The following is a 22,034-nucleotide window of genomic DNA, read 5'->3' as shown; positions in this document are numbered from 1 at the left end:
CGGGTCCGGGGGCATAGTCATGGTCACACCGCAAAGCCGCGTCGAGCGTGTCGCTCGATGATTTTAAAGAAGAGGTTCGAAACGAGCGTCAGTGCCAGATAGAGAGCTCCGGCTGCACTGAAGAAAAGCATATACTCCTTGGTCGTCCCTGCTGCTTGACGCGTAACAAGCGTTAGTTCGGAGAAGCCGACAACCGCCAGGAGCGCGGTGTCCTTTGTGGCGATCAGCCAGAGATTGGAAAGACCTGGAATTGCATGGGGCAGCATCGCCGGTAGGGTGATGCGCGCAATGACCTTGGTGGGAGGCATGCCGTAGGAACGTGCAGCTTCGATCTGCCCGGCGGGGACGGCGTTGATGGCGCCGCGCAAGACCTCGGTCGAATAGGCACCCTGTACGAAGCCGATGACGAAGATGCCGGCGACAAGACCGTTGATATCGACGGCACCGATCCCCATCAGGCTCAACACCTGATTGATGCCATCGGTGCCGGCATAAAAGATCAGCAGGATCAGAACGAGCTCCGGAACTGCGCGCACGATGATCGTATAACATTCCAGGAGATCACGAATCAGGGGACCGCCATAGAGTTTTCCGCACGCACCGCCGACGCCGAGAAGCAGGCCGAAACAAAAGCCGCCAAGCGCAATTTCGACGGAGTTGATGAAGCCCGCCAGCAGCACACCACCCCATCCGGGTGGTGCGACCGCGAGCAAAGCCCAGTTAATTTGGGACACAGGATCAGTCATGAAATTGAACCACGCTAGAGCCGGCTTCCGCAGGGCGCATCATCAGTTTCCATAGACATCGAAATCGAAATACGTCTTCGAGAATGCGGCGTAGGTGCCATTTGCGCGTATAGCCTTGATGGCCGCATTGATCTTTGCCTTGAGGTCGGCATCGCCCTTACGGATGCCGACGCCGATGCCAGCTCCCAGAATGGAAGGATCATCCTTGACAAGGCCTTTCAGATCGCAGCATGCCTTGCCAACCTCAGTCTTCAGGAAGGCATCGAGTGCGATCGAATCGGCCTGGACCGCGTCGATCCTGCCTGATGCCAGATCCTGGTTGGCTTCATCCTGCGTCTGATATTCCCTGACGGTCGCACCGGCGCTACCGAAATATTTGGTCGCATAGACCTGTTGTATCGTGGAAACCGCGACGCCAATTGTCTTTCCGGCAAGGCCTTCCGGCGTCGCTGTGAAATCGACGCCCTTCGTTCCGATGACGGCACTTGGTGTGTTGTAGTATTTGTCGGAAAAGTCGATCGTCTTCAGGCGCTCATCGGTGATCGACATCGAGGCGATGATAAGGTCGATTTTCTTGGACATCAGTGCCGGAATGATCCCGTCCCACGAAACGGGGGTAATCATGCAATCGAGTTTGGCTTCTGCACAGACGGCTTTTTCGAAATCAATTTCCCAGCCCACCCAGTTCCCTTGTGCGTCTGGCGAGGTGAAGGGCGGATATGGTTCTGCGGCAATGCCGACCTTGATCGGTTCTGATGCTGCGGAGGTTACCGCAGCGAGTGCGACCGCGAACGACAATGCAACGAATTTAAGCGGCTTGTTCATGTGCATCCTATCTTTTGGTTAATACAACGGCACGCATGGCACTATTGCGTGCGACGACACTGACGAGGTCGCTGCAGCAATTCCAGAATGTCGAAGCGATTGCGTGCTGATCGTTTGAAAACAGAGCATGTTTTCCCGATCCGACGAAAGGCGCAAATGCTTCAGTGGATCGCGCTGATGAAGCGCTTCAGGCGCTCGGATTTCGGCGCACCGAACACCTGCTCGGGCGGCCCCTGCTCCTCGATGACGCCATCGGCGAGGAAGACAATATGGTTGGCGACGTCCCGCGCAAACTTCATTTCGTGGGTCACGAGGATCATGGTGCGTCTTTCGCTGGCAAGATCGCTTATCACCCTTAGAACTTCGCCAACCAGTTCCGGATCAAGAGCCGATGTCGGTTCGTCGAACAACATCACCAGGGGCTGGACTGCCAAGGCCCGGGCAATGGCGGCGCGCTGTTGCTGGCCGCCGGATAGAAAGGCCGGATAGGCGTTCCGCTTGTCAAAAAGCCCGACACGTCGAAGAATGTCCTCTGCCGTTTCGATTGCTTCAGCCTTCGATTTGCCGAGAACTTGTACCGGCACTTCGATGACATTCTCCAAGATGGTCATGTGTTGCCACAGATTGAAACTCTGGAAGACCATCGCCAGTCGAGTCCGCAGCCGCTGGACTTGCTTGCGGTCGGACGGCATCAAGCCTCCATAACCGTCCTTTTTCAGGGAGATGCTTTCTCCATGAATACGGACCGAGCCCGATGTGGGCAGTTCCAGCATGTTGATGCAGCGCAGGAATGTCGATTTTCCTGAGCCGCTACCGCCAATAATGGCAATAACATCACCCTGGCGGGCCGTCAGCGAAACACCCTTGAGAACATCAAGCGGGCCGAAACGCTTGTGCAGGTTCTCGACGATAATGGCTGGCGCGCTTCCTGTCATGGGACGCACACGGCCCTAACATTGGCATTCGAAATTGAAGTCATGAAGCCAGTTCCCATTGTTTTTGTCGTGTGGAGATTGCCCAGTCACGTACTGCTTATTTGACGCGATAATGGCAGTTGCTCAGCAGTTATACAAGTGTATAATAGCGAAGTGGCCGATTTTTTTGGCATGTCACGGAAATGACTAAAGTTTGAACAGGGGCGCAGGGATGACAGGGTACGGTTTTCAGGGAATGGTCAACGATCTCGGAAGGGTTTTAATGCGCCGTCCAGGCCGAAGCCCCATACAGGCGGACCAGGAAAAATGGCGCTACGGCCCCACCTTCGACGGTGAAACCGCGGTCCGCCAATATGGGGAGTTCGCCAAATTCATCGAGACATCCGGAGCGGAGATACTCTGGTTCGAAGATAGCGGAGATGGTCTGGCCGATGCGATGTCTACCCATGATCCGTCTCTGATGACGGGTCATGGTGCGATTATCCTGCGCATGGGCAAAACCTTTCGCAATGGCGAAACGGCACTGCATGAAGCCGCATATGACAAGGCGAGCATTCCCGTCATCGGAAGAATTGAAGCACCCGGCACCGTGGAAGGTGGCGATTGTATCTGGCTCGATCCCACAACGCTGGTCGTCGGACGTGGCGTGCGCAGCAATGCAAACGGCATCTCGCAGCTTGCTGGAATGCTCGGTACCTACGGTATTAGAGTTTTAAGCTACTATCTTCCCCTATGGCAGGGCGAGGAAGCCTGCCTGCATCTGATGCCAGTGATGAGCCCCCTTGCCCATGACATCGCTCTCGTGTTCGCGCCCCTGTTGCCCGCCCCCTTCTACCAGTTGCTCAAAGAACGAGGTGTCAGACTGATCGAGGCGCCGGCCGACGAGTTCCATGCCAGCAATGGCCTTAGCCTCAACGTTCTGCCGGTGCGCCCCAAAGAAGTCATCATGGTGGCCGGTTTTCCCAAAACCCAGGCGGCGATGGAAGCCGTCGGCTGCAGGGTCAGTGTTTTCGAAGCGAGTGCCCTTTGCATCGCGTGCGAGGGCGGGCCGACCTGCCTGACCCGACCGATCCTTAGGAAGGCCGCATGAGCCGGGCGACTTTTCATCGGGCTCCGGAAGCAGAACGGCGGCAAGAGCTGATTGAAGCGACACTCGATTGCATCGCCGAGGCGGGACTGGAGGGCGCTACCGTGCGCCAGATCGCGTTGCGGGCGGGTGTGACAGCCGGGCTGTTGCGGCATTACTTCGAGAGCAAGGAAGAAATGGTGGCGGAGGCGTATCGTTCTGTTGTGGCCACCTTTGCCGCCAAGGCGGTCGACATGGAGGGCACTCCGGGTCGACAGCTGCGGGACTTCATTACACTGAATCTAACCGCACCGGTCGCCAACAACCGCACCCTGTCGATCTGGGCGGCCTTTATCGGCAAGGTACGTGTCGATGCAACACTGGCCGCGATCCATCGTCAAGGATACCTGGACTTTCGCGACGACTTGCAGGGCCTGATTGCAAATTTTCTGAGATCACGTGGCCGGACGGTCGTTGAAGTAGATTGCCGCCGCCTTGCCATTGCGATCAACGGCATGATCGACGGTCTGTGGCTGGAAGCCTGCCTGGCGCATGAGCTTTTTACAAACTCGGAGTTGGCGACGGTCGCGGTGTCGACCGTCGAATCGCTGCTCGGACTAGAATTCGAACCCATCGATGAGGCTGCGGCCCAAGAGCGCGGACAAAACCGCGCAGAACAATAGTTGGAGAAACCATGCGATATGCCTCGATCACCAACAGACTTGCCAATCTGGGCTCTGGCAAGTGGGCCTTGCACATTCGCGCTCGTCAGATGAAGGCGAGCGGCGTCAATGTCATCGAGCTCACGATTGGCGAGCCGGACCAACCACTAGACCCCAGCCTTATCGCCGAATGCCAACGTTCCATGAATGCGGGCCGTTATCGCTATTCCAACGGCCGTGGCGAAGCGGCTGTCGTGGAAGCTCTGGCCGCCCGTTACGCACAACGTCGTGCAGGTGTGAACATTGACAATGTCCTGTGTTTTCCCGGTACCCAGACGGCACTGTTTGCGGTCATGCTGGGCCTAGTGGAAGCGGGCAATGGGGTTCTGGTAGGCGATCCGCTTTACGCGACCTATGACGGCGTCATCCAGTCGACCGGAGCCCATCGGATCACTGTCCCCCTGCGTCAGGAAGAAGGCTTTCGCATGCAGGTAGAGGACCTGGAAAGGGCGATCACGCCCGATTGCCGGGTGCTGCTTTTGAATACGCCGCATAATCCGACCGGCGCGGTGCTGACAAGCAAGGATATCGAGGCGCTTGGCGAGGTTTGTCGAAGGCACGATCTCTGGATCGTTTGCGACGAGGTCTATGAGGAACTGATTTTTTCGGGAACTTTCGCCTCACCATTCGACATCGCCGCACTTGCGGAGCGTACGATTGTCGTCTCCTCCATCTCCAAATCTCATGCCGCCCCTGGTTTTCGAAGCGGATGGGCGATCGGGCCAGCGGATTTTACCCGCCGGCTTCTGCCCGTGTCCGAAACGATGCTTTTCGGCGGCCAACCCTTTATTGCTGATATGACGGCTTACGCCCTGACCCATGAAATTCGGACCGCATCGATCATGCGCGCTTCTTATGGTGCACGTGCCGCGCAGGTCGTTGCTGCTCTGGGTAACGCAACCGGCATCATCCCTCTCCCGCCCGAGGCCGGAATGTTCATCCTCGTGGATGTCTCAGGCACCGGCCTCTCGGGCGAAGCCTTCGCCTGGAGGCTGCTTGAGGAAGAAAACGTTGCTGTTATGCCTGGCTCTTCCTTTGGCGGGCATGCAAGTGCCTACATCCGCTTAAGTTTAACCGTGGTAGATTCGTCTCTTGCAGAAGCATGCGAGAGGATCAGCCGCCTTGCAGCGCGCATTCACGCTGAGACAGCAAGCATTCACGAGGCTGCTCAATCGGAGTATGTCTACGGGACATGAAGTCTGATGCGCTCGAGCCGACCTGTGGCGATGGCTCAGCACAGAGTTCACCGAAAAATACCATGCCGGTGCCGGCATGTCGACTGGACGCGCCGGCTAAAGTGCAAGTGAGCTGCTTCTTTAGGCTTGGTTGTTGTAAGAGTTGGAGACAGAGGGCAGATGCCCGATATCCGATTCTATCAATCTCGCTGGGCCACAAAGAGCAGCCATCCCGAACGCCCGGAACTGCCGGTCGTCGAGCGGTTCGACATCATCAAATCGGATGGCTGGCATGGCATGTCGATCGATCTGGGCGCACTCGCGCTGGATGAGGCCAAAGCAACAGTTCCTGAATTTGCCCGGACGGGGCTTGCCAGCCTGCTCACGGCTTTTCCGACGATGATCGACGAATTGCGGCCGGCGCTGCGCTTCGCGAAGGATATCGGTTCACCCTATGTCATCGTCGTCGGGCAGGTGATGCCGGTTAAGCTCGAAGAAATGATTCCTGTCATCCGCCAATGCCATGGCCACCGAGGAAGGCATGCCGATCCGATGCAGCCGATTACCGAACAGTACCAGGCGATGGTACGCCAGATCTTGCGGCAGGCTGATTCTTTTCAAGGGCGCGTGGCGACGCGCAACCAGGTACAAGTGCAGATCGACTTTCGCAGCACAAGATCTGGCTCGATACGTTCACCGACTGGTGGCGATATGGACTGGGCGATTGGAAGCAGCGGGAGGCGGCGAATGACACGGTGATTTTCCTGAGTGAACTCGGGCCGCCAGCCTATGCCATCACAGATGCGCGTGGTGAGGAGATGTCTGACCGCCGTCAGAAGGCGCTCTCCTTGCGTCGGATCACCGAGGAAATCTGGTCGAGTCCTTAGCCTACAGCCAATCGACACGGTATCTACTTTTAACTTGTGTCTCCCTTCGTTGAAAATCTCATGGCACGTGCCCGGATATTTTCCGCCGGAAGCTAGGACTAAGTGTCCGCGACCGTGGCTAGTTTTTGCACGCCTCTCACACGCTTAAAAGCCAATCTGAAAACTGCTGGCGCTGCGGAGCTTTCACGGATGTTGATGGCGGCAAAACAAGGAAAAAGCTGTCTTTTGGTATCAACGGCTTGTCGAGAATTGTTACCAGTTGGCCCTCTTTGACCGCGTCGCCGGTTATCGAACGCCATCCCAGCATCAGACCTTGGCCTGCAATGGCAGCCTGGGACGCTTGGATGTAGTTTGTAAACCGTGGCCCATCGGTCTTCTTTCTCAATGAGGCTCCGGTTGCCGACAGGAAATACTCCCACGTCAACCACCGTTCGTCCTCAACGTCTACATGGATCAACGGCGCTGTATCTATCAAGGTATTAGGGTCTTTGGCTCGAGAGAGGAACGCGGGACTACACACTGCGTCGACACGCTCATCGAATAGCTTGCGGACTTTGCCATCGTTCCATGCCCCATTGCCAAAGCGAATGGCAATGTCAATGCCCGGCAAGAGCCTCGGCGCACCCTGCACCGTCGTCACAACGTTAACGGAAACGTCGGGGTGAGAGGCGTAAAATGAAGAAAGCCGAGGCATCAGCCAAAAGGTAGCGAAACCGACTGAACACGCGACCGTAATATAAGCGGATGATGCATCTCTAAGCTCGTCGATCTCTATAATGGCCTCCGATATTTTCGCAATGCTCTCTGTCGTTGCCCGCAACAGTATCGCTCCGGCCTCGGTCACGGTCAGCGGACGCGTGCTTCGGTCCAGGAGCTTCACACCCAGTGACTCCTCGAGCTGCCGGAGAGATTGACTGATTGCCGGTTGGGAAACATTCAACTCATCAGCCGCGTGCTTGACGCCTCTATGCCGCAATACCGATTCGAAGACTGTAAAAAGACGAAGTGGGGGTAAAGGACGGCGCACAGTATAATCCTGAATTATATTGCTATTAGTTTTTGTAGGCTTCCAAAAACGGAATTTCAACGACAGATTTGCCACATCGAAGTCCGTGCGAACGCCGGACAAAAACCGAGAGGACCAAGTCTATGGATGTCAGTCTGTCGCACGCAATCAAACTAAAGGACAAGGGCCTTGAAACTCCCTTCAACGACGGGACGACGGCCTATTTCAACTACTACTGGCTTCGCGACAACTGCCCGACATCGTTTGACAGTCAGACCCGAGAGCGGACGTACGACATCTTCCACGAAGAAAACGAGCCTAAGGCGGAAAGCGCGATGATTTCCGAAGGCCATCTCGAGATCGTGTGGCGCGGCACTGGTCATGTCACCCGGCATGGTTTGGCCTCGCTTGCGCAGTACGCCTCTGGGAAGCGCCGCGTCGACCCAGCCGATCTACCGCGTAAGCTTTGGTATTCTTACCACTACAAGGACATCGCACGCTTCACTCAGCCGGAACTGCTGCGAGACAAGACTGTTGTCGCCAAATGGATTGAGTCCATGATTGTCGAAGGCGTCGCTATCATCACCGATATGCCTGACAGCGATGAAGGTCTGACCGAGACAGCCAGGCTCATTGGACATATCCGTCCGACATTCTTTGGCGAGTTCTTCGACGTCCGCACACATATCAAGCCGACCAATCTGGCTTACACAGCAAAGGCTCTCGAACTCCATACCGACACCCCGGCCGAGGATGAAGCTCCTGGTGTTCAGTTCCTCCACTGCAGAGCAAATTCCGTCGAGGGTGGAGCAAACCTCTTTCTGGATGGAGCAGCCGTCGCCAACGACCTGAAGGTCGAGCGACCCGCCGATTTTGCGCTGTTGTCAACGACCGACATTCCCTATTACTGCGAGCATGATACCTATGATATGCGGTCCCGCCGTAAGCCTCCGGTGAAGGCCGCAGGTTAGGCCGCTTTTGCGTTGATGGTCGGCGGTGTCCAATTCCACGGAAGCAGTTGCTCCAGCCTGATAATCGGCGTGTCCGCGATACGGGCAAGAACGTCGCCAAGCCACGCCTGGGGATCGATGTCATTGAGCTTTGCCGTCATGATCAATGTGGCCATAAAGGCTGCTCGATCTGCACCGCGGTCTGATCCGGCGAAGAGCCACGATTTTCTGCCGAGTGCGAAGCCTCGCAGAGCTCGCTCGGCCGCGTTGTTCGTAAGGCAAATCCGGCCGTCGTCCAGGAATGACGTGAAGCCATCCCAGCGCTTGAGCATGTAGTCAATTGCCTCTGCGACCGGAGAACTGCGTGAGAGCTTTGCCCGCTCGGTTTGAAGCCAGGCCTGCAGATCATCGACGAGCGGCAGGCTTTCCTTGCGGCGACGTTCCAGGCGTTGATCGGCCGTCAGCCCGTTGATCTCGCGCTCGATATCGAACAGGCCGTCGATCCGTTTGACGGCTTCGAGCGCCATAGGCGAGAGCGGCGCGGCGTTCTTTCCACGCTTGGCGTTTGCGGTAATGTCGGCGAGCACGAAGAACTTGCGCCGCGAGTGTGCCCAACAGAGTGCCTGCGTCAGCGGTTCGGGATCGCGATCGACCTTGAACAGTGGATTGTAGCCGCCATAGGCGTCCGCCTGCAGAATGCCGGTGAAGGTCTTCAGGTGGCGCTCAGGATGTTCCTGCCGTCGATCTCGCGAGGCATAGTAAAGGGCGGCCGGCGGTGAGAGCCCTCCGAACGGCCGATCGTCCCGGACATAGGTCCAGATGCGGGCCCGTATCGGTCTTTCCTCTGGCAAGGATCGGCACGGTCGTGTCGTCGCCGTGCAGACGTTCGGCAGCAAGGACATGCGCCTCGATGAGGGAGTGAATGGGCTTCAACGCCGCGGCACAAGCACCAACCTGGTCGGCCAGCGTTGATAGGCTAAGATCGACGCCTTCGCGGGCATAGCGTTCGCTCTGGCGATTGAGCGGCTGGTGCTGGGCGAACTTCTCGAACAGGATCATCGCCAGCAGGTTCGGTCCTGCAAAACCGCGGGGCGTTACGTGGAATGGTGCGGGTGGCTGTGTGATCTTCTCACACTCGCGGCAGGTAAACTTCTCCCGCACCGTCTGGATGACCTTCCACTGACGCGGGATGACTTCCAGGGTCTCGGTGATATCCTCACCGAGCTTCGACAGTTTGGCCGATCCACAGCAGGCGCAATTGGCGGGAGCGGCGATCACGACGCGCTCGCGTGGCAGGTGTTCGGGAAAGGGCTTGCGTGACGGACGCCTGCGCTCGAATGCTTTGACGGCTGAGGATTTGGCGGCGATTTCCGCCGTCAGTTCATCCTCACCGGCGTCCGCTTCCAACTCCTCGAGTTGCAATTCCATCTGCTCCAGGAGTCGCGCCTTGCGCTCGGACCGGCTGCCGTAGAGTTCACGGCGAACCTTGTCGATCTCCAGCTTTAGCCGCGCGATCAGCGCCTCGGAATGCGATACGAGTGCCTTAGCACTGGCGGCTTCTGCCTTGGCGGTCGCCACTTCTGCTTCGGCTGCGACACGTCGAGCGCGTTCCTGGGCCAGCAGTGCGAGGGCACTGGCAAGGTCGTCCGGAAGCTCTTCGGTCGCATCGTTCATGACAGGATGGAATCATATTCGACCCCGTCATTCCAGTGTTTTTGCTTATCCGGCCGACGTCGGTCGCCACGTCTTTTGCGGCATCCGCCAGTCGATACCTTCCAGCAGATAACCGAGCTGCGCGGGCGTGATCACCACTGTGCCATCGGCCGCTGATGGCCAGATGAAGCGGCCACGCTCCAGCTTCTTCGTGAACAGACAGGCTCCCTGGCCGTCATGCCACATCACCTTGATCAGGCCGCCACCGCGGCCGCGGAATACGAACAGGTGACCGCACATCGGGTCGCGCTTCAGCGCCTCCTGCACCATCAACGACAGGCCGGGGAAGCCTTTGCGCATATCGGTATGGCCTGTCGCCAGCCAGACCTTCACGCCAACAGGAGCCGGGATCATCGACGACCCAGCACGCAATCGAGAATGCGGCCAAGCGCTTCCGTGTCGATGTCGCTATCAACGCGGACGCGCCGACCCCGACCAAGTTCGATCGTTACATCGCTGCGCTTCCGACGAGGATGGGGTGTGGTGGGCGGTTCCGGCTGAATGGGAGAGACTGATGAAATGGCCTCGGACACGATCACCGGCACCAACACGGTTCCCGTCTCGGTCTGCGGCTCCTCGAGCCGGCACAGCTCTTTGCGCCAACGAAACAACTGGCTGACATGGATACCAGCCGCGCGGGCAATCTCGGAGATGACCGCGTCTGGCTCAAAGCAGGCAGCGACCAGGCGCTCTTTGTCTTCTCGTGACCAGCGCCGACGGCGCTCTACGGACGTGATCACCTCAATTGGATGCTTCGTCATATGACTACTCCTAGTGTTACCACTAGGACTGGCAGTCAGCAGGCCGTCATCGCAAGACGGCCTTCACCGTGGGCTTACGTCCCGCCAACGAGTCATCGAGTTGGACAGTCACGGCGATGTCTCCGGCCTGACGATTAGCCAGCATATGGCAGATATCTTTGATCTGAACGCAGGCGAGTGCATTGTGTTCGACAATCACCGGATTGTTCACGGCCGCGCTTCCTACACCGCCGAGAGCGGCGATCGCCATCTGCGTGGCTGTTACACCGATCGTGGTGAGATGCGAAGCACCTATCGTGCCCTGACTAGTGAAGGGCGTTTCAAATGAGTGCCATCGCTACCAGTGTTCCTTTGAATGTCGAAAACTCCGAATGGCAGGTGCGTGTGGATCTGGCAGCCGCATTTCGGCTTGCCGTAGATTTTAATTGGCACGAGTCGGTCGGAAACCATTTCAGCGCTGCTGCTTCCTCTGATGGAAGAAAATTTTTAATGAACCCAAAATGGAGGCATTTCGCGACCATTCGGGCAAGCGATCTGTTGCTCCTCAACCTTGACGATCTGGAGACGATGACCCGTCCAAACGCGCCGGACGCCTCTGCCTGGTGCATCCATGGGGCAATCCATGGTGCTATGCCGTCGGCGAAGGTGCTGCTCCACTGCCATCCACCCTATGCAACCGCATTGGCATCACTGAAAGACCCGACGATGAAACCCATCGACCAGAACACCGCGCGGTTCTTCGGACTCGTCGGTGCCGACTTAAACTTCGGAGGTCTGGCTGACGAGGCGGAGGAAGGTGCGCGCTTGGTCTCGGCCTTGGGCAATCATCCGATACTGCTGATGGGAAACCACGGTGTAACGGTCACTGCAGGATCTGTGCCAGAAGCCTTCGAACACCTGTATTTCTTCGAACGCGCCGCCCGGACGCTAATGCTTGCTTATGCCTCGGGACAGCCGCTAAACGTGATGTCGGACGAGATCGCGGAAAAGACCGCACAGGGGTGGTATGACTACAACGATATGGCGTTCGCTCACTTCGACTATCTTAAGTCCAAGCTGGACAAAGTCGACCCGTCTTTCCGTGATTGAGGAAGTTCATTTATGTCGAGCGTATTTTCCCCGCTGTTCGGTTTGGCTCCCAAGTCCACAAGGGATTACAGGGCAAAGCTTACTGATGAGAAGGCCGCACAATGTAGGAATTGCCAAAGCCGTGAAAAATGCGCTGCTGAAGTTTCGGAAGGTCTCTTCGAGATGCATACGGTTTGGCATCCGCCGGAACCTGCGAAGGAGAGCGTCTCGGATTCAGGGCCGAACACGAGGACGGGCTTTAATAAAGCGTCGGGGACTTCAAGGCCCTTAATATGCTACGATCGGCTTGAAACCGTCGTCGGACGCTGACCCTTGAACACTCAGATTTCTTGCTGATCGTGGATATCTCGGTGCGAAAGTTAGGGGCAATTGCGCTAGGTGGCGATTTTTTACTTCAATGAACCGGTAAGGCAAAGTGCTAGGATTGTGCCGGCTAATGGGCGCGTCCTCGCTTCACTCGGTAAAGACTGGTGCCCGTCCGCCATGTTGGCAGCGGGGAATAAAGCCCAGCAAGTTGCGGTCTCCGCCGAGTCATAAGACGTTCAGAAAGATCGACAGACCTTTCGAGGGTGTTGGCGTTCAGCCTGACAAATTCGTTCCACTGTCGATCGAACAATTGAAAAGCGGAACTGATACACAGCTCGACCTTGCGGCTAAGGCGGCGTTCGCACATTAGACAGCGAACCGGAAGTGCCTGTCCGACAAACGAACGTTTGGCGGCGACCACAGATTTTGTCCGCGGACATTGCCATTAAACGGGAAATCGGACAAATCGCACCTTATGACAGCGATCGGCTATGCAAGGGTCTCGACCGGGGACCAGGATACAGCGTTGCAGATAGACGCCTTGAAGAAGGCCGGTTGCAAGAAACTGTTCGGGGACAAGGCGTCGGGTGTGAAGACCGATCGGCCGGGGCTGGCGGATGCTATCCGCTATGCACCAATTTCCCGTGGCCGCCGCTCTCAGCCGTTGCTTCTGTTCCCGCTCAGCGCCACTGCTTTTCCTCCAACGTCCAGTTCGAGCCCGGCAGTTTTCCAGTTTTGCAGAAAGTCGTGAGGATATTTCCAAGCAGCTTGGAGATATTGTTGTCGAAATTATTGTAAGGGAGTGACTGGCTGAAGGCGATGGAGCCAGTGGAGAACACCGCGCCGTTTTCCGGCGTGGTAAAATACACCATGTCGGCGCGAATACGGTAGTCATAGGATCCCATAAGGCCTGGATAGGGATAGAGAACCTCCTCGACGACGGTCTGATAATTGTCGCTATGGCCACCGGACGAGGCAACGATCAGGGCGTGTGGTGGCGTCCCGAGCGTGAGGTCGTAACGGTCGATTTCGAGACCAGCAGCACCATGATGGGCAAGACCGAAATCGCCGAGGATCTCACCTTCTATCCCTTCGAACATCCAGTCCGCGCGGCGATGCCAGCTATCCGGCATGCGGCGGTAGGGGCGCGCGGAATCGAAGCCTTCGGAGATGAAGCCGACGCCGAGGACTTTTTGCGGCGGACGACCGAGATCTTTCCAGATGCCGCTCTTTTGCCCCGACGTCGCGAGATAATATTCACCCGGGCGGGCCTGCCATGCCCGCATGCCGGAATTGAGCTTGCGCACTTCGACACACCAGGGCTCGTCCTGCCTGTAGGAAACATTCCAGTAGTAGCCGTTCCCGCCAAGATAGATCAGGCGGCCGCCATCGGCCGCATAGTCTTCCGTCGCATCCATCAGCTCTTCGGAGACATATTCCGGGTGGGTGCCGGTCAGCACGACGGTGTAGGGTTTCAGTGCCGCGACGCCCTCGCGCTGCACGTCCTCGTCGGTGATCACCTCGTAATCGTAACCCAAATGGTCAAGCCAGGCGATGACCGAGAGATCTGCCGGAAACTGCCAGGTGACACCCATCGACGACATGCGGGCCTTCGGCCGCATATTGAGGATGGGCCGGAGATAGGACGAATAGCACACCCCTGCCCCGTCGGCATGATGATCATAAAGCGACAGCCCGAATTCCTTCGTCTGGTAAAGTTCGATGTCCACCTCGGAAATGATCGGCGACTGGCCGGCCAGCGGCTGCATGATTTCGGCGTCGAAGGTCAGATGCTCATTGGCATAGGCGAGATAGCTGCTGGTGGGAATGAGGAAACAGATTTTCGACTTCGGTGTCTTGGCGCGCACGAAGAAGGGGATGTATTCCTCGCGCAAGCCCTTGCCGTTACCGATGCGCAGGCGAAAGGCATATGCTCCAGAGCGCACATCCGGCACGCTAAAGGATCTGGTTTTCTCCCATCGGCAATCGATGATCGCATCGTCATGGAATTCGATGCCGCCATATTCACCCGGTGCCAGACGAAAGCAATCATTGCGGCCTGCCCAGTTGAAGCCGGTCTGTCCGCGAACCGGCCGGTTATAGCCCTCGGCATGCAGTGCATAAGGACCTGTATCGATCACCCGGTCGCCAATGCCCTTGTCGGTGTAGCCGATCGAGGTATCCCAGGCGGCGAGACATCCATTCGCAGGCGGTTTTCCGGACGCGCGAAAAGCGTCCAGTTCCTCCCGCGACAGCACCCGGTTGAACACGGCCGGGCGGTCAAGTTTGCCATTGTAGCATTGCGTCTTGAAAGTACCACGCAAGCTATGCCAGTCCTGCGCCGCCGCCAACAGGAACGTGACATCCGGCGGATTGAGTGGCTTGAACCGCAACGTTTCACACACATGCGAGCGGAAATCGATCCCTGCCACCTTGCCGATTAGGCTATTGTAGCGTGTGCTGGCACTTTCCTGATAGAGCGTCGCATTGCCGGTGGACGCATCATAGGTGGCCGCAACGAAGTACCACTGGCTTTTCATCAACGGCACCTCGGCATCGACATAGTCGACCTCACGGCCGTCGCCATAACCGAATTCCAGCAGCCCCGCTGGATTGATCCAGAGCCCGTAGCCACGGTTGTTGTAGGCATCCCAGCGTCCCATCAGGCATTGCCGCTCTCCCCCGCCCGGCTTGTTCGGGTAAATGAAAGCCGCGAGCGTGAAACTGCCCTTCGGCGCCAAATGCCCTGCCGGATCATCGACCGTCAAGAAGGATCCGACCTGGGTGAATTGTTTGCGTACGGTCCAGCTGCCATTTTCAACACTCGCGATCTCCTCTTCCTTGTAGCCGGGTCCGGCCGGATGGATATCCCCATGCACCAACCTGACAAGCTGCGCCTCGACGCTGGTCGTACCGTCGGCATGTACATAGAAGCCGATGTCATCGCCCGGCCGTACCGAGATCTTGTCTGCGTAACCAAAGATTTTCTGTTCGGCCATGGACCGGCACTCCATTCAAAAATTCTGCGTCATAGCGTCAGCGATTGTCGGTTCAGGTTTCGAGCAGGTCCTGCACGCGGCGCAGGAACAGCGCGTGATAGGCTTCGTCCGGCGTCGTATAGGTCTGGTCCTCGACAAGCCGTGGAGCCGTGCCGCGATGGCCGGCAAGTGCTACGATGCGGTAGGCCTTGAACTCCTCGATCACCATGATCGCGTATTTGTCGATCTGCCCCCGCCGCCGAAAATAGTTGAGCAGCCGTTCCAGTGCTTCCGAATGCTGACCGAGTGGACGCGTCCTGTGTTCCTCGATCACAGCATCGGAGATCAGGCGCTTGAGAAAATCGCGCTGCATCTTGTCGAAGCGGCGGAAGTAGATCTGGTCCTTGTCGTGGATTTCGGTGGCTTCCTCGGGGAGCATTTCTCCACCTTTCTCCGCGCGCGTTGCGCGGCGTTCACTGCGCTTCTTGGCGCGCCATGTTCGAAACTGGTCTTTGATGCCGAACAGGCCGCCGCGCAGAAACAGGACCACCATCAGCATGATGAAACCGATCAGCATGAAGCGCAGCGGGCCGAGATCAATCAGCACCCGGTCGATGAAGACGACGATGATGGTTCCGACAACCGCGCCTTCCGAGCGTCCAATGCCGCCGATAACCAGCATGGCAAGAGAGAGAAGTAGTGTGTCGAACGAAAACAGATTGGGGGAAGCGCCGCCGAAATGGATGGCGTAAAAGCCGCCGATGAAGCCGAGCGCTGCGGAAGAAATCAGGAATACCCAGACGCGGGCGCGCAGGTAATCGACACCGACAGCTTGCGCGAAAGCCTCCTTCTTTTCCGGCGCCATCCGCAAGACCCGGCCAAGCCGTTTGCCGTTGACGAAGCGGTAGACGAACAAGGTAGCGAGCAGGAGCGCCAGACAGGCATAGTAGCCCAGGAGGAGTTGACCATGCTGCCCGAAGCTGTGCGGCAGGTAGCTTGGCGCGCCATAGAGCCCGCCTGTGGCCGAGCCCAGTTGCCGCGACTGCACCACATAGACGCGGCAGAGTTCGACAACACCCAAGGTCAGCAACGCATAATAGAAGCCATCCAGCCGCATGGCGGGAAAGGCGATGACGGCGCCGAAGGCGAGACCGATGACCGTACCCATCAGCGGCAGCGTCCAGAACGGCAGCCCGAACTGGATCGCAGCATAGGCCGAGCCGTAGGCCGCTGCTCCGACCACGGCATAGGTGGCGAGCGAAAATATACCGGCAGTTCCGATGACCAGCATCCAGCAGAGGTTGATAGCCCCATAGATGCCCATCACCGACATGGCCGTCATAACCGTGTTCCAGGAGCCAGCAGGCACCAGGAAAGGCATCAGAAGAAACAGCACGAAGGCCATCGACCACCAGATCGGCCGCTTGTCGAGAATGGTCTTCTCGCGGCGCATGGTCTTTGCATTATAGCCGCCGGAAATATTGAGCATGCGCCTGCGTGTCGGCCAGTATCGGGTGCGATGCCAGACGCTTGCGCCATGGCCCGGCCATTTATAAAAGAAATTGAAGCGACCGACTTTGTGCATCTTGGGCTTGAAGGAAGTCGTTTCATTCCAGGTCGACTGGTGGGACGCCCAGGAATTGGTCTCGACCTCGCGTGTTTCCTTTTCTGGATCGAAACATCCAAGCGGATCGATCCAGACGGGTGGTGGATTGCTCGTTACGTCGGTCATGGCTCAGGCCTCCCGTGCTTTGTCGAGGATCCCGGCAATGCCGCGCGGCCTGAACAGAAGAATGACGATAATCAGCAGGAACTGGGTGATGAGAACATATTGGCCACCGAGGAGTGACGATGTCAGCGCCTCGTTGAAACCCAGCAGAACAGCCCCGATCACAGCGCCGGGCACACTGCCCAGCCCACCGACGAGCGCGATGCTCAAGCCTTTGACCATCGGCGTGATGCCGCTGAACGGTGCCACATAATAGGTCTGCGCCAGAAGCACGGCTGCAAGACCGGCAAGCGCCCCCGTCAATGCCATGACGGAAATCGCTGTGCGGCGCACGCCGATGCCAACGATAGCGGCGGCATGCGGGTTCATCATCATGGCGCGGATTTCCAGCCCGCGACGGCTTGAGCGCATCCACAGCAAGATCAGCGACAGAAGAACGATAGCGGACAGGGATGCGCCAATCTTGTCGGTTGTCAGAACTACGCCGAAGATTTCAACCTTCCCGCGTCCAAACAGTTGCGGCAACGATTTGGCCCGCGGACCGAATATCCACAGCAGGACCTGATTGCCAGCAAGGCTGATCGCGAGGGTCGCAATCAGGGCGCGGATCGGAAAGTTTGGTTTGTCATGGACGGGAATGAACGCAACCAGACACACGAATACTCCACCAATGGCACCTGTAAGAATACCCACCGCCATCACAAGCGGCGGAAATGGTGCAAGATAGACGCTTGCAAGCCAGGCACCATATCCGGAAAGGGCAAAGATGAAGCCGTAGGCCATGTTGACGAGGCCAAGGCTCGACCAGGTCAGCGATATGCCGATAGCGATTGTGCCGTAGATACAGGCGAGCGTCAGGGCGTTGGAAACGATGAAACCGAAATCCATCAATGCGCTCCATGTCCGGTGAGCCTCTTCATGACCGATGCCTCGCCCTTGAGTTTTCCGGCATGCATGCCGATGATCCGATCGACCTTGCCCTCGAGTAGCGCCACGTTCTGCTCAGCAATCACCATTGCGCTATCGCCGAGTTCGACCGCCATCAGCGCCTCGATCACCGACTTTCCGATCTTCGGCGCCAAGCCGAGTGACGGCTCATCGACAAGAAAAAGGATTGCATCCGCCATCAGGCCGCGACCGATCGAAACCATGCGTCGCTCGCCTCCCGAGAGCCGTCCGACCGGCGTTGCCATAAGTTTTTCCAGTGGCGGAAATATCTGCAGAATTCCCTGCTTGCGCTTTTTGCGCTCCGACCACGCACGGGGGGTGAAGGCACCGCTATCCAGATGCTCCTCGACCGTCAGCCCGTGAAAGATCTCGTCGCCCTGCGGGATAAGCGCCAGACCCCGCCGCACGATATGGTGGGTATAGCGTCCCGGCCCCTGGCTTCGGGTTCGTCCGACCTCATGTCCGTCCAGAAGAATAGAGCCGCGTTGCCAGCCGGTCAGTCCGGCGATTGCCTGGAAAAGGGTCGACTTGCCATGGCCGTTCAGGCCGACGAGACCAACGCGTTCTCCCGCATAGACCTTCAGATCGAGGTCGTGGATAACGCGCATCGGCCCCCATCCGGCGGAAAGCCCGCCAACATTCAAAATTTCGCGATGAGTAATGTGCGGCGCGGTGATTGTCGTCGTCATGCTGCGGCCTCGTCCCTGACAGTTTCGAAATAGGCCTCGTTCACCCTTGGGTCGGCGAGTACCTCCGCCAGCGAGCCTTGCGAGATCACGTCGCCCGCATCCATCACCATCACCCGGTCGGCGATGGTTTCCAGAAGCTCGATACGATGCTCGACGATGACGATGGCGATGCCCAGTTCCTTGGCCAGAACCCGCATGATCTCGTCCAGCTCGTCGATCTCGGAATTGATCAGACCCGCCGCCGGCTCGTCCATCAGCAGCAGCTTCGGACGCCGCATCAGCAGACATGCCATGAGCAGTTTACGCCGGTTCAGCGTGTCGAGGCGTTCTGCGATCGTGTTGCCGGGCTCATGGAAGCCAACCAGTCCGGCGCCCCATTCGGCATCATCCGGCGTCAGATACGGCACAAAGGCCTGTCTCGCGGCCTTGAACACCTCGGCCACTGTCAGTTCCTCGGGAACGACGGGCGTCTGGAACGTCCGTCCAAGTCCCAGCCTTGCGCGTTTCTGCAATGGCAAAGACGTGACATCCCGGCCATCGAAGATCACCCGCCCTGATTTCGGCTGCATGCGTCCCGACAGGACCTCGAACAGGCTGGTCTTTCCAGCGCCGTTCGGGCCGATGATTCCGAGCACTTCGGCGGGATCGACATGGAGGGAGACGCCGTTGAGAATCTGGCGTCCACCAAGTTCGAGTGTGATGTTCTCGCAGGCGAAAAGGGCGCCGAGGGGGCTGTTCAAGACCATGCTCACCACTCCCTGATCACCACCATGGTGCAGCGCGCAGTTCGGTTTCCTGCAGCGCGTCGGGATAGATGATCTTGTGCTCGCCATCCTGCACCTGGAAGAACAGCTGGGCCATGCCCCTATCCAGCTCCGTCGCCGTGACGTCATAGCCGTTGTCGGGATAGTGGGCGCATTCCTGGAACGCGTTACCCATGCTCATGTAGCCGCAGACGCCACGATAGGGATTGGTGCGGATCCAGTCGGCGACCGCCTCGAACTTCGAGGGATCGCCGACCGCTTCCCAGGCCGCCTTGAGATAGTAGGTCGTGTCGTAGCCGTTGCCCGTGTAGCAAAGGCCCATGATGCCGGGGAACCGCTTCTGGTACTTCTCTCTAAACGCCTTGCCCTTCTCGTCGGCATAGACGCCAAGCACCGTGCTCCAGACGAACCCTTCGGCAGCGGGACCGGAGAGTTCGAGGAATTCCGGCTGGGACGGGCCGTATTGCAGGTAGACGAGCGTGCCTTCCAAAGGATCGGCCTGATACTGCTTGACGAAGGCTGCATATTCGGCCGCGACCCAATGGTCGATCATCACGGCGCCAGCGCCGATCTTCTTGATGTCCTGGATGACCGGACCCCAGTCCTGTACAGGGTACTGGATATCGGTAATGCCAGCGAGTTCGAACTTACTCTTTGGCAGCGCCTCCTGCAGGCATTTCGAAATAGTCTGGTTGTAGGCGATCTGCTCCTGAACGATATGGACGCCGTTGTTCTTCGGCTTCCAGACGCCCTTGTCCTGCATGGTCTGCAGGAACATCGGAAAGGTATAGCCATAATGGACCTCGGACGGGTCCGTCTGGAAGATATGACGGTACTTTTCCGGGTTCTTGACCAGGGCATCGGCCATCGCGCGTTGCGTTAGGCCCCACAGCAATGGCGCCTTGTAGCTTGCGGAAGCATCGGCTAGCGGAATTGGCGTGAACGTAAACGCCGTGGACATCGCATGCACCTTGGCATCGACAAGGCTGTTAACCGCGACACGCCCACTTTCGGGCGACAGCACGTCGAAATCGACGACGACGGGCTTGATCTCGCGTCCGAGAACGCCGCCCGCCGCGTTGATCTCCTCAAGAGCAAGGGTCGTTCCGTTCAGATAGTCCTGATGGTCTGCCACACCAGCCATGGCCGTCTGCGAGACCGGCAGACCCAACAGGATCGGATCGGCCGCAAAGCTGCGGCGCACGAAGGGTGATGGAAAGGTCGAGGCCGCAACGCCGGCAGACAGCGTTTTCAGGACAGTGCGACGCGAAATATCATTCAGCATGAGAATAGTCCCCTATTTCCTTGCAACTGACCCAGCTTGGAGCCAGCGTTGCATTTTTGCAGTGGAGGGAACATTATCGCGGCAACGCGGCTGCGTATTGCCTGAGACAGACCGCATTTTGTTCCGAGAGTGAACTATAAAGGCCCATGTCTAACGACTTTTGGAAGCGGCATGTTCCTTGCGTCGGAATTGCGACATACTGTGACTGTTCATGGTTTAAAGGCGGGGTGCCTATCATGCCAATTGTCCATCATTACAACACTGAACAACTCCAGAACGCAAAAAAACTCAATGCTTGGCAAGAATACATGTCTGCCGTGTATTACGACTTGGATATCGTCCCGTTATCGGCAGACAAGGTCCGGGGCGAACTTTATGAAGTGCAATTTCCATCGATTGGTCTGTCGCAATTTAAAGCAGATGCTCAAAAAGTGGTTCGGCACAAGTCGGCGGCACAGCGTGACAAGTCGGAGAACTTCGTATTCCTGTTCCCCACACGTCAGCGAATGGCGTTCGAGCAAAACGGACGAGCAGGCGTCGTGCTGCCAGGAAGCGTTTTCCTTTTGAATTCTGCCGAGGGATACATGATCGATGTGCCTGACCAATCTGAAAACGTAACTCTCAAAATTTCTTGCACCGATTTGCGATCACGTGTGAACAAGATTGACGATATCTGCGGCACTAAGAACTTTGCAAACCCGTTCCTAGTGCCCGTAGTCGCGCAAATGGGAGCTCAGTTGTTGAAGTTTGACGGCGGCGGCGACAGCATGAAGCTGGAGCAGATGCTGACCGACCTTCTCTGCCTGATGATAGAAACGCGCTCCGAAGACGATTTGATGACGAGGGACCGTCAATCGTTGGTCTCGGTCATGTATGACCGGCTGATGTCCTTTATGCGCACCCAATTTCGCGATCCCAACCTCAGTCCCACAAGCGTCGCAGGAGCGCACCGCATATCGGTTGGATATCTTCACCGCGTCTTCCATCACCATGGCACAACATTCGGCGACGTGGTGATGGAAATCAGGCTGATGGAAGCTTGTCGGTTGTTGCAACATGCCAGGACGTCAAACCGACCGATCAACTTGGGCGAAATCGGATATAGCTGTGGGTTTGTCAGTCAGGCGCATTTTTCATCTCGGTTCAAGAAGCGCTTCGGCGCAAGTCCGCGGGATTTCAAGTAATAGGCTTTTCGCCGGTAGCATTTGGTTCGCTCGGGTCGCGAATTCGACTATTGTGTTCAATTACATCGCCTTGAAAGGATTCAAACCGCCGACTCTCCAGTTCAGTGATTCTGTCTGTCTGAAATTCTAACCCAAGCAACTACTTGGCCTTTGGAATGGCGGGCTTGGTCGGCGATCTCGGCAGCCTTGCATCAATTTTCGTCAAAGGCCTCTTCTGGGGTCGTAACAAGATGGGGTGGTTGCCGTCTTCTCCGTCCTGTGGGCTACAACCACATC

Annotated in this window: 20 protein-coding genes and 2 pseudogenes; 9 read left to right on the top strand and 13 right to left on the bottom strand. The window is 57.4% G+C overall.

Annotation, left to right across the window (positions count from 1 at the left end; translation table 11 throughout):
• Window positions 1-23 precede the first annotated feature (23 nt).
• From I8E17_RS33630 to I8E17_RS33620, 3 genes are all read right to left on the bottom strand, one after another.
• Window positions 24-746: an ABC transporter permease gene (locus I8E17_RS33630; RefSeq protein ID WP_209160039.1), complete on the bottom strand. Its 723-nt coding sequence runs from the start codon at window positions 744-746 to the stop codon at window positions 24-26.
• A 42-nt stretch (window positions 747-788) separates the two neighbouring features.
• A complete protein-coding gene (locus I8E17_RS33625) occupies window positions 789-1,571 on the bottom strand; it encodes a transporter substrate-binding domain-containing protein (protein ID WP_209160038.1) in 783 nt (260 codons plus the stop codon).
• A 161-nt stretch (window positions 1,572-1,732) separates the two neighbouring features.
• Window positions 1,733-2,506 carry an ABC transporter ATP-binding protein gene (locus tag I8E17_RS33620; RefSeq protein WP_209160037.1) on the bottom strand — a complete coding sequence of 258 codons (774 nt, stop codon included), beginning with the start codon at window positions 2,504-2,506 and terminating at the stop codon, window positions 1,733-1,735.
• Between the two features lie 211 nt (window positions 2,507-2,717).
• On the opposite strand from I8E17_RS33620, the gene I8E17_RS33615 reads away from it, so the two are divergent.
• The 4 genes from I8E17_RS33615 to I8E17_RS33600 all read left to right on the top strand — a co-directional run bounded on the left by I8E17_RS33615 (window position 2,718) and on the right by I8E17_RS33600 (window position 6,228).
• Entirely contained in the window at window positions 2,718-3,596 is an 879-nt protein-coding gene (locus I8E17_RS33615; protein WP_209160036.1) for an arginine deiminase family protein, read from the top strand.
• A complete protein-coding gene (locus I8E17_RS33610) occupies window positions 3,593-4,255 on the top strand; it encodes a TetR family transcriptional regulator C-terminal domain-containing protein (protein WP_209160035.1) in 663 nt (220 codons plus the stop codon). The genes I8E17_RS33615 and I8E17_RS33610 overlap by 4 nt, the downstream gene beginning before the upstream one ends.
• A gap of 11 nt (window positions 4,256-4,266) precedes the next feature.
• Window positions 4,267-5,490 (top strand): pyridoxal phosphate-dependent aminotransferase, encoded by a 1,224-nt coding sequence (locus I8E17_RS33605; RefSeq protein ID WP_209160034.1) that lies wholly within the window; start codon window positions 4,267-4,269, stop codon window positions 5,488-5,490.
• Window positions 5,491-5,649: 159 nt separating this feature from the next.
• On the top strand, window positions 5,650-6,228 hold the full coding sequence (locus I8E17_RS33600) for a hypothetical protein (RefSeq protein ID WP_229002298.1): 579 nt from the start codon (window positions 5,650-5,652) through the stop codon (window positions 6,226-6,228).
• A gap of 264 nt (window positions 6,229-6,492) precedes the next feature.
• Here the strand turns inward: I8E17_RS33600 and I8E17_RS33595 are convergent, their stop codons facing one another.
• Window positions 6,493-7,458 carry a LysR substrate-binding domain-containing protein gene (locus I8E17_RS33595; protein WP_209160033.1) on the bottom strand — a complete coding sequence of 322 codons (966 nt, stop codon included), beginning with the start codon at window positions 7,456-7,458 and terminating at the stop codon, window positions 6,493-6,495.
• 47 nt (window positions 7,459-7,505) lie between these two features.
• Between I8E17_RS33595 and I8E17_RS33590 the strand changes: the two genes are divergently transcribed.
• Window positions 7,506-8,333: a TauD/TfdA family dioxygenase gene (locus tag I8E17_RS33590; RefSeq protein ID WP_209160032.1), complete on the top strand. Its 828-nt coding sequence runs from the start codon at window positions 7,506-7,508 to the stop codon at window positions 8,331-8,333.
• Here the strand turns inward: I8E17_RS33590 and I8E17_RS33585 are convergent.
• The 3 genes from I8E17_RS33585 to I8E17_RS33575 form a co-directional block, all read right to left on the bottom strand.
• Window positions 8,330-9,986 (bottom strand): IS66 family transposase gene (locus I8E17_RS33585; RefSeq protein WP_229002297.1). Its coding sequence is split into 2 segments (ribosomal slippage): window positions 8,330-9,136 and window positions 9,138-9,986, totalling 1,656 coding nucleotides; the frame shifts between segments, so codons are not numbered across the junction. The genes I8E17_RS33590 and I8E17_RS33585 overlap by 4 nt on opposite strands.
• Window positions 9,987-10,031: 45 nt before the next feature.
• The gene (gene tnpB, locus I8E17_RS33580) at window positions 10,032-10,379 is read right to left on the bottom strand and encodes an IS66 family insertion sequence element accessory protein TnpB (RefSeq protein WP_209160031.1); all 348 of its coding nucleotides are present in this window, start codon (window positions 10,377-10,379) and stop codon (window positions 10,032-10,034) included.
• Window positions 10,376-10,786: a transposase gene (locus tag I8E17_RS33575; RefSeq protein ID WP_209160030.1), complete on the bottom strand. Its 411-nt coding sequence runs from the start codon at window positions 10,784-10,786 to the stop codon at window positions 10,376-10,378. Before I8E17_RS33575 ends, tnpB begins: the two co-directional genes overlap by 4 nt.
• A 73-nt stretch (window positions 10,787-10,859) precedes the next feature.
• Here I8E17_RS33575 and I8E17_RS33570 point away from each other — a divergent pair.
• From I8E17_RS33570 to I8E17_RS33560, 3 genes and pseudogenes are all read left to right on the top strand, one after another.
• Window positions 10,860-11,114, top strand: a pseudogene (locus I8E17_RS33570) (TauD/TfdA family dioxygenase); the annotation flags it as partial.
• Window positions 11,111-11,875 (top strand): class II aldolase/adducin family protein, encoded by a 765-nt coding sequence (locus I8E17_RS33565; RefSeq protein ID WP_209160029.1) that lies wholly within the window; start codon window positions 11,111-11,113, stop codon window positions 11,873-11,875. The pseudogene I8E17_RS33570 and the gene I8E17_RS33565, both read left to right, overlap by 4 nt.
• A 781-nt stretch (window positions 11,876-12,656) precedes the next feature.
• A pseudogene (locus tag I8E17_RS33560) lies at window positions 12,657-12,812 on the top strand (recombinase family protein); the annotation flags it as partial.
• Between the two features lie 49 nt (window positions 12,813-12,861).
• Here I8E17_RS33560 and I8E17_RS33555 read toward each other — a convergent pair.
• The 6 genes from I8E17_RS33555 to I8E17_RS33530 are packed head-to-tail and all read right to left on the bottom strand — an operon-like array spanning window position 12,862 to window position 20,574.
• Window positions 12,862-15,180, bottom strand: a complete 2,319-nt coding sequence (locus tag I8E17_RS33555; protein ID WP_209160028.1) for a LamG domain-containing protein — start codon at window positions 15,178-15,180, stop codon at window positions 12,862-12,864.
• Window positions 15,181-15,232: 52 nt separating this feature from the next.
• Window positions 15,233-16,891, bottom strand: coding sequence for a branched-chain amino acid ABC transporter permease (locus tag I8E17_RS33550; protein ID WP_209160027.1), 1,659 nt, complete (start codon window positions 16,889-16,891; stop codon window positions 15,233-15,235).
• 3 nt (window positions 16,892-16,894) lie between these two features.
• Complete coding sequence (locus I8E17_RS33545) at window positions 16,895-17,776, bottom strand: branched-chain amino acid ABC transporter permease (RefSeq protein WP_209160026.1); 882 nt, start codon at window positions 17,774-17,776, stop codon at window positions 16,895-16,897.
• Window positions 17,776-18,525: an ATP-binding cassette domain-containing protein gene (locus I8E17_RS33540; RefSeq protein ID WP_209160025.1), complete on the bottom strand. Its 750-nt coding sequence runs from the start codon at window positions 18,523-18,525 to the stop codon at window positions 17,776-17,778. The genes I8E17_RS33545 and I8E17_RS33540 overlap by 1 nt, the downstream gene beginning before the upstream one ends.
• Complete coding sequence (locus tag I8E17_RS33535) at window positions 18,522-19,271, bottom strand: ATP-binding cassette domain-containing protein (RefSeq protein ID WP_209160024.1); 750 nt, start codon at window positions 19,269-19,271, stop codon at window positions 18,522-18,524. The genes I8E17_RS33540 and I8E17_RS33535 overlap by 4 nt, the downstream gene beginning before the upstream one ends.
• Window positions 19,272-19,287: 16 nt before the next feature.
• Window positions 19,288-20,574, bottom strand: a complete 1,287-nt coding sequence (locus I8E17_RS33530; RefSeq protein WP_209160023.1) for an ABC transporter substrate-binding protein — start codon at window positions 20,572-20,574, stop codon at window positions 19,288-19,290.
• Between the two features lie 236 nt (window positions 20,575-20,810).
• On the opposite strand from I8E17_RS33530, the gene I8E17_RS33525 reads away from it, so the two are divergent.
• A complete protein-coding gene (locus I8E17_RS33525; protein WP_209160022.1) occupies window positions 20,811-21,758 on the top strand; it encodes a helix-turn-helix domain-containing protein in 948 nt (315 codons plus the stop codon).
• Window positions 21,759-22,034 lie beyond the last annotated feature (276 nt).

It is taken from the genome of Rhizobium sp. AB2/73, assembly GCF_020871915.1.
In the GTDB taxonomy this organism is placed as follows: domain Bacteria; phylum Pseudomonadota; class Alphaproteobacteria; order Rhizobiales; family Rhizobiaceae; genus Rhizobium; species Rhizobium dioscoreae.
The sequence above is the reverse complement of the archived record's forward strand: the minus strand, read 5'-3'. Positions and strand labels throughout refer to the sequence as shown.

Excerpts from the sequence above, each read along its gene's own strand:
- I8E17_RS33630 (WP_209160039.1), bottom strand. The coding sequence starts at position 746 with ATGACTGATCCTGTGTCCCAAATTAACTGGGCTTTGCTCGCGGTCGCA.
- I8E17_RS33625 (WP_209160038.1), bottom strand. The coding sequence starts at position 1,571 with ATGAACAAGCCGCTTAAATTCGTTGCATTGTCGTTCGCGGTCGCACTC.
- I8E17_RS33620 (WP_209160037.1), bottom strand. The coding sequence starts at position 2,506 with ATGACAGGAAGCGCGCCAGCCATTATCGTCGAGAACCTGCACAAGCGT.
- I8E17_RS33615 (WP_209160036.1), top strand. The coding sequence starts at position 2,718 with ATGACAGGGTACGGTTTTCAGGGAATGGTCAACGATCTCGGAAGGGTT.
- I8E17_RS33610 (WP_209160035.1), top strand. The coding sequence starts at position 3,593 with ATGAGCCGGGCGACTTTTCATCGGGCTCCGGAAGCAGAACGGCGGCAA.
- I8E17_RS33605 (WP_209160034.1), top strand. The coding sequence starts at position 4,267 with ATGCGATATGCCTCGATCACCAACAGACTTGCCAATCTGGGCTCTGGC.
- I8E17_RS33600 (WP_229002298.1), top strand. The coding sequence starts at position 5,650 with ATGCCCGATATCCGATTCTATCAATCTCGCTGGGCCACAAAGAGCAGC.
- I8E17_RS33590 (WP_209160032.1), top strand. The coding sequence starts at position 7,506 with ATGGATGTCAGTCTGTCGCACGCAATCAAACTAAAGGACAAGGGCCTT.
- tnpB (WP_209160031.1), bottom strand. The coding sequence starts at position 10,379 with ATGATCCCGGCTCCTGTTGGCGTGAAGGTCTGGCTGGCGACAGGCCAT.
- I8E17_RS33575 (WP_209160030.1), bottom strand. The coding sequence starts at position 10,786 with ATGACGAAGCATCCAATTGAGGTGATCACGTCCGTAGAGCGCCGTCGG.
- I8E17_RS33565 (WP_209160029.1), top strand. The coding sequence starts at position 11,111 with ATGAGTGCCATCGCTACCAGTGTTCCTTTGAATGTCGAAAACTCCGAA.
- I8E17_RS33555 (WP_209160028.1), bottom strand. The coding sequence starts at position 15,180 with ATGGCCGAACAGAAAATCTTTGGTTACGCAGACAAGATCTCGGTACGG.
- I8E17_RS33550 (WP_209160027.1), bottom strand. The coding sequence starts at position 16,891 with ATGACCGACGTAACGAGCAATCCACCACCCGTCTGGATCGATCCGCTT.
- I8E17_RS33545 (WP_209160026.1), bottom strand. The coding sequence starts at position 17,776 with ATGGATTTCGGTTTCATCGTTTCCAACGCCCTGACGCTCGCCTGTATC.
- I8E17_RS33540 (WP_209160025.1), bottom strand. The coding sequence starts at position 18,525 with ATGACGACGACAATCACCGCGCCGCACATTACTCATCGCGAAATTTTG.
- I8E17_RS33535 (WP_209160024.1), bottom strand. The coding sequence starts at position 19,271 with ATGGTCTTGAACAGCCCCCTCGGCGCCCTTTTCGCCTGCGAGAACATC.
- I8E17_RS33530 (WP_209160023.1), bottom strand. The coding sequence starts at position 20,574 with ATGCTGAATGATATTTCGCGTCGCACTGTCCTGAAAACGCTGTCTGCC.
- I8E17_RS33525 (WP_209160022.1), top strand. The coding sequence starts at position 20,811 with ATGCCAATTGTCCATCATTACAACACTGAACAACTCCAGAACGCAAAA.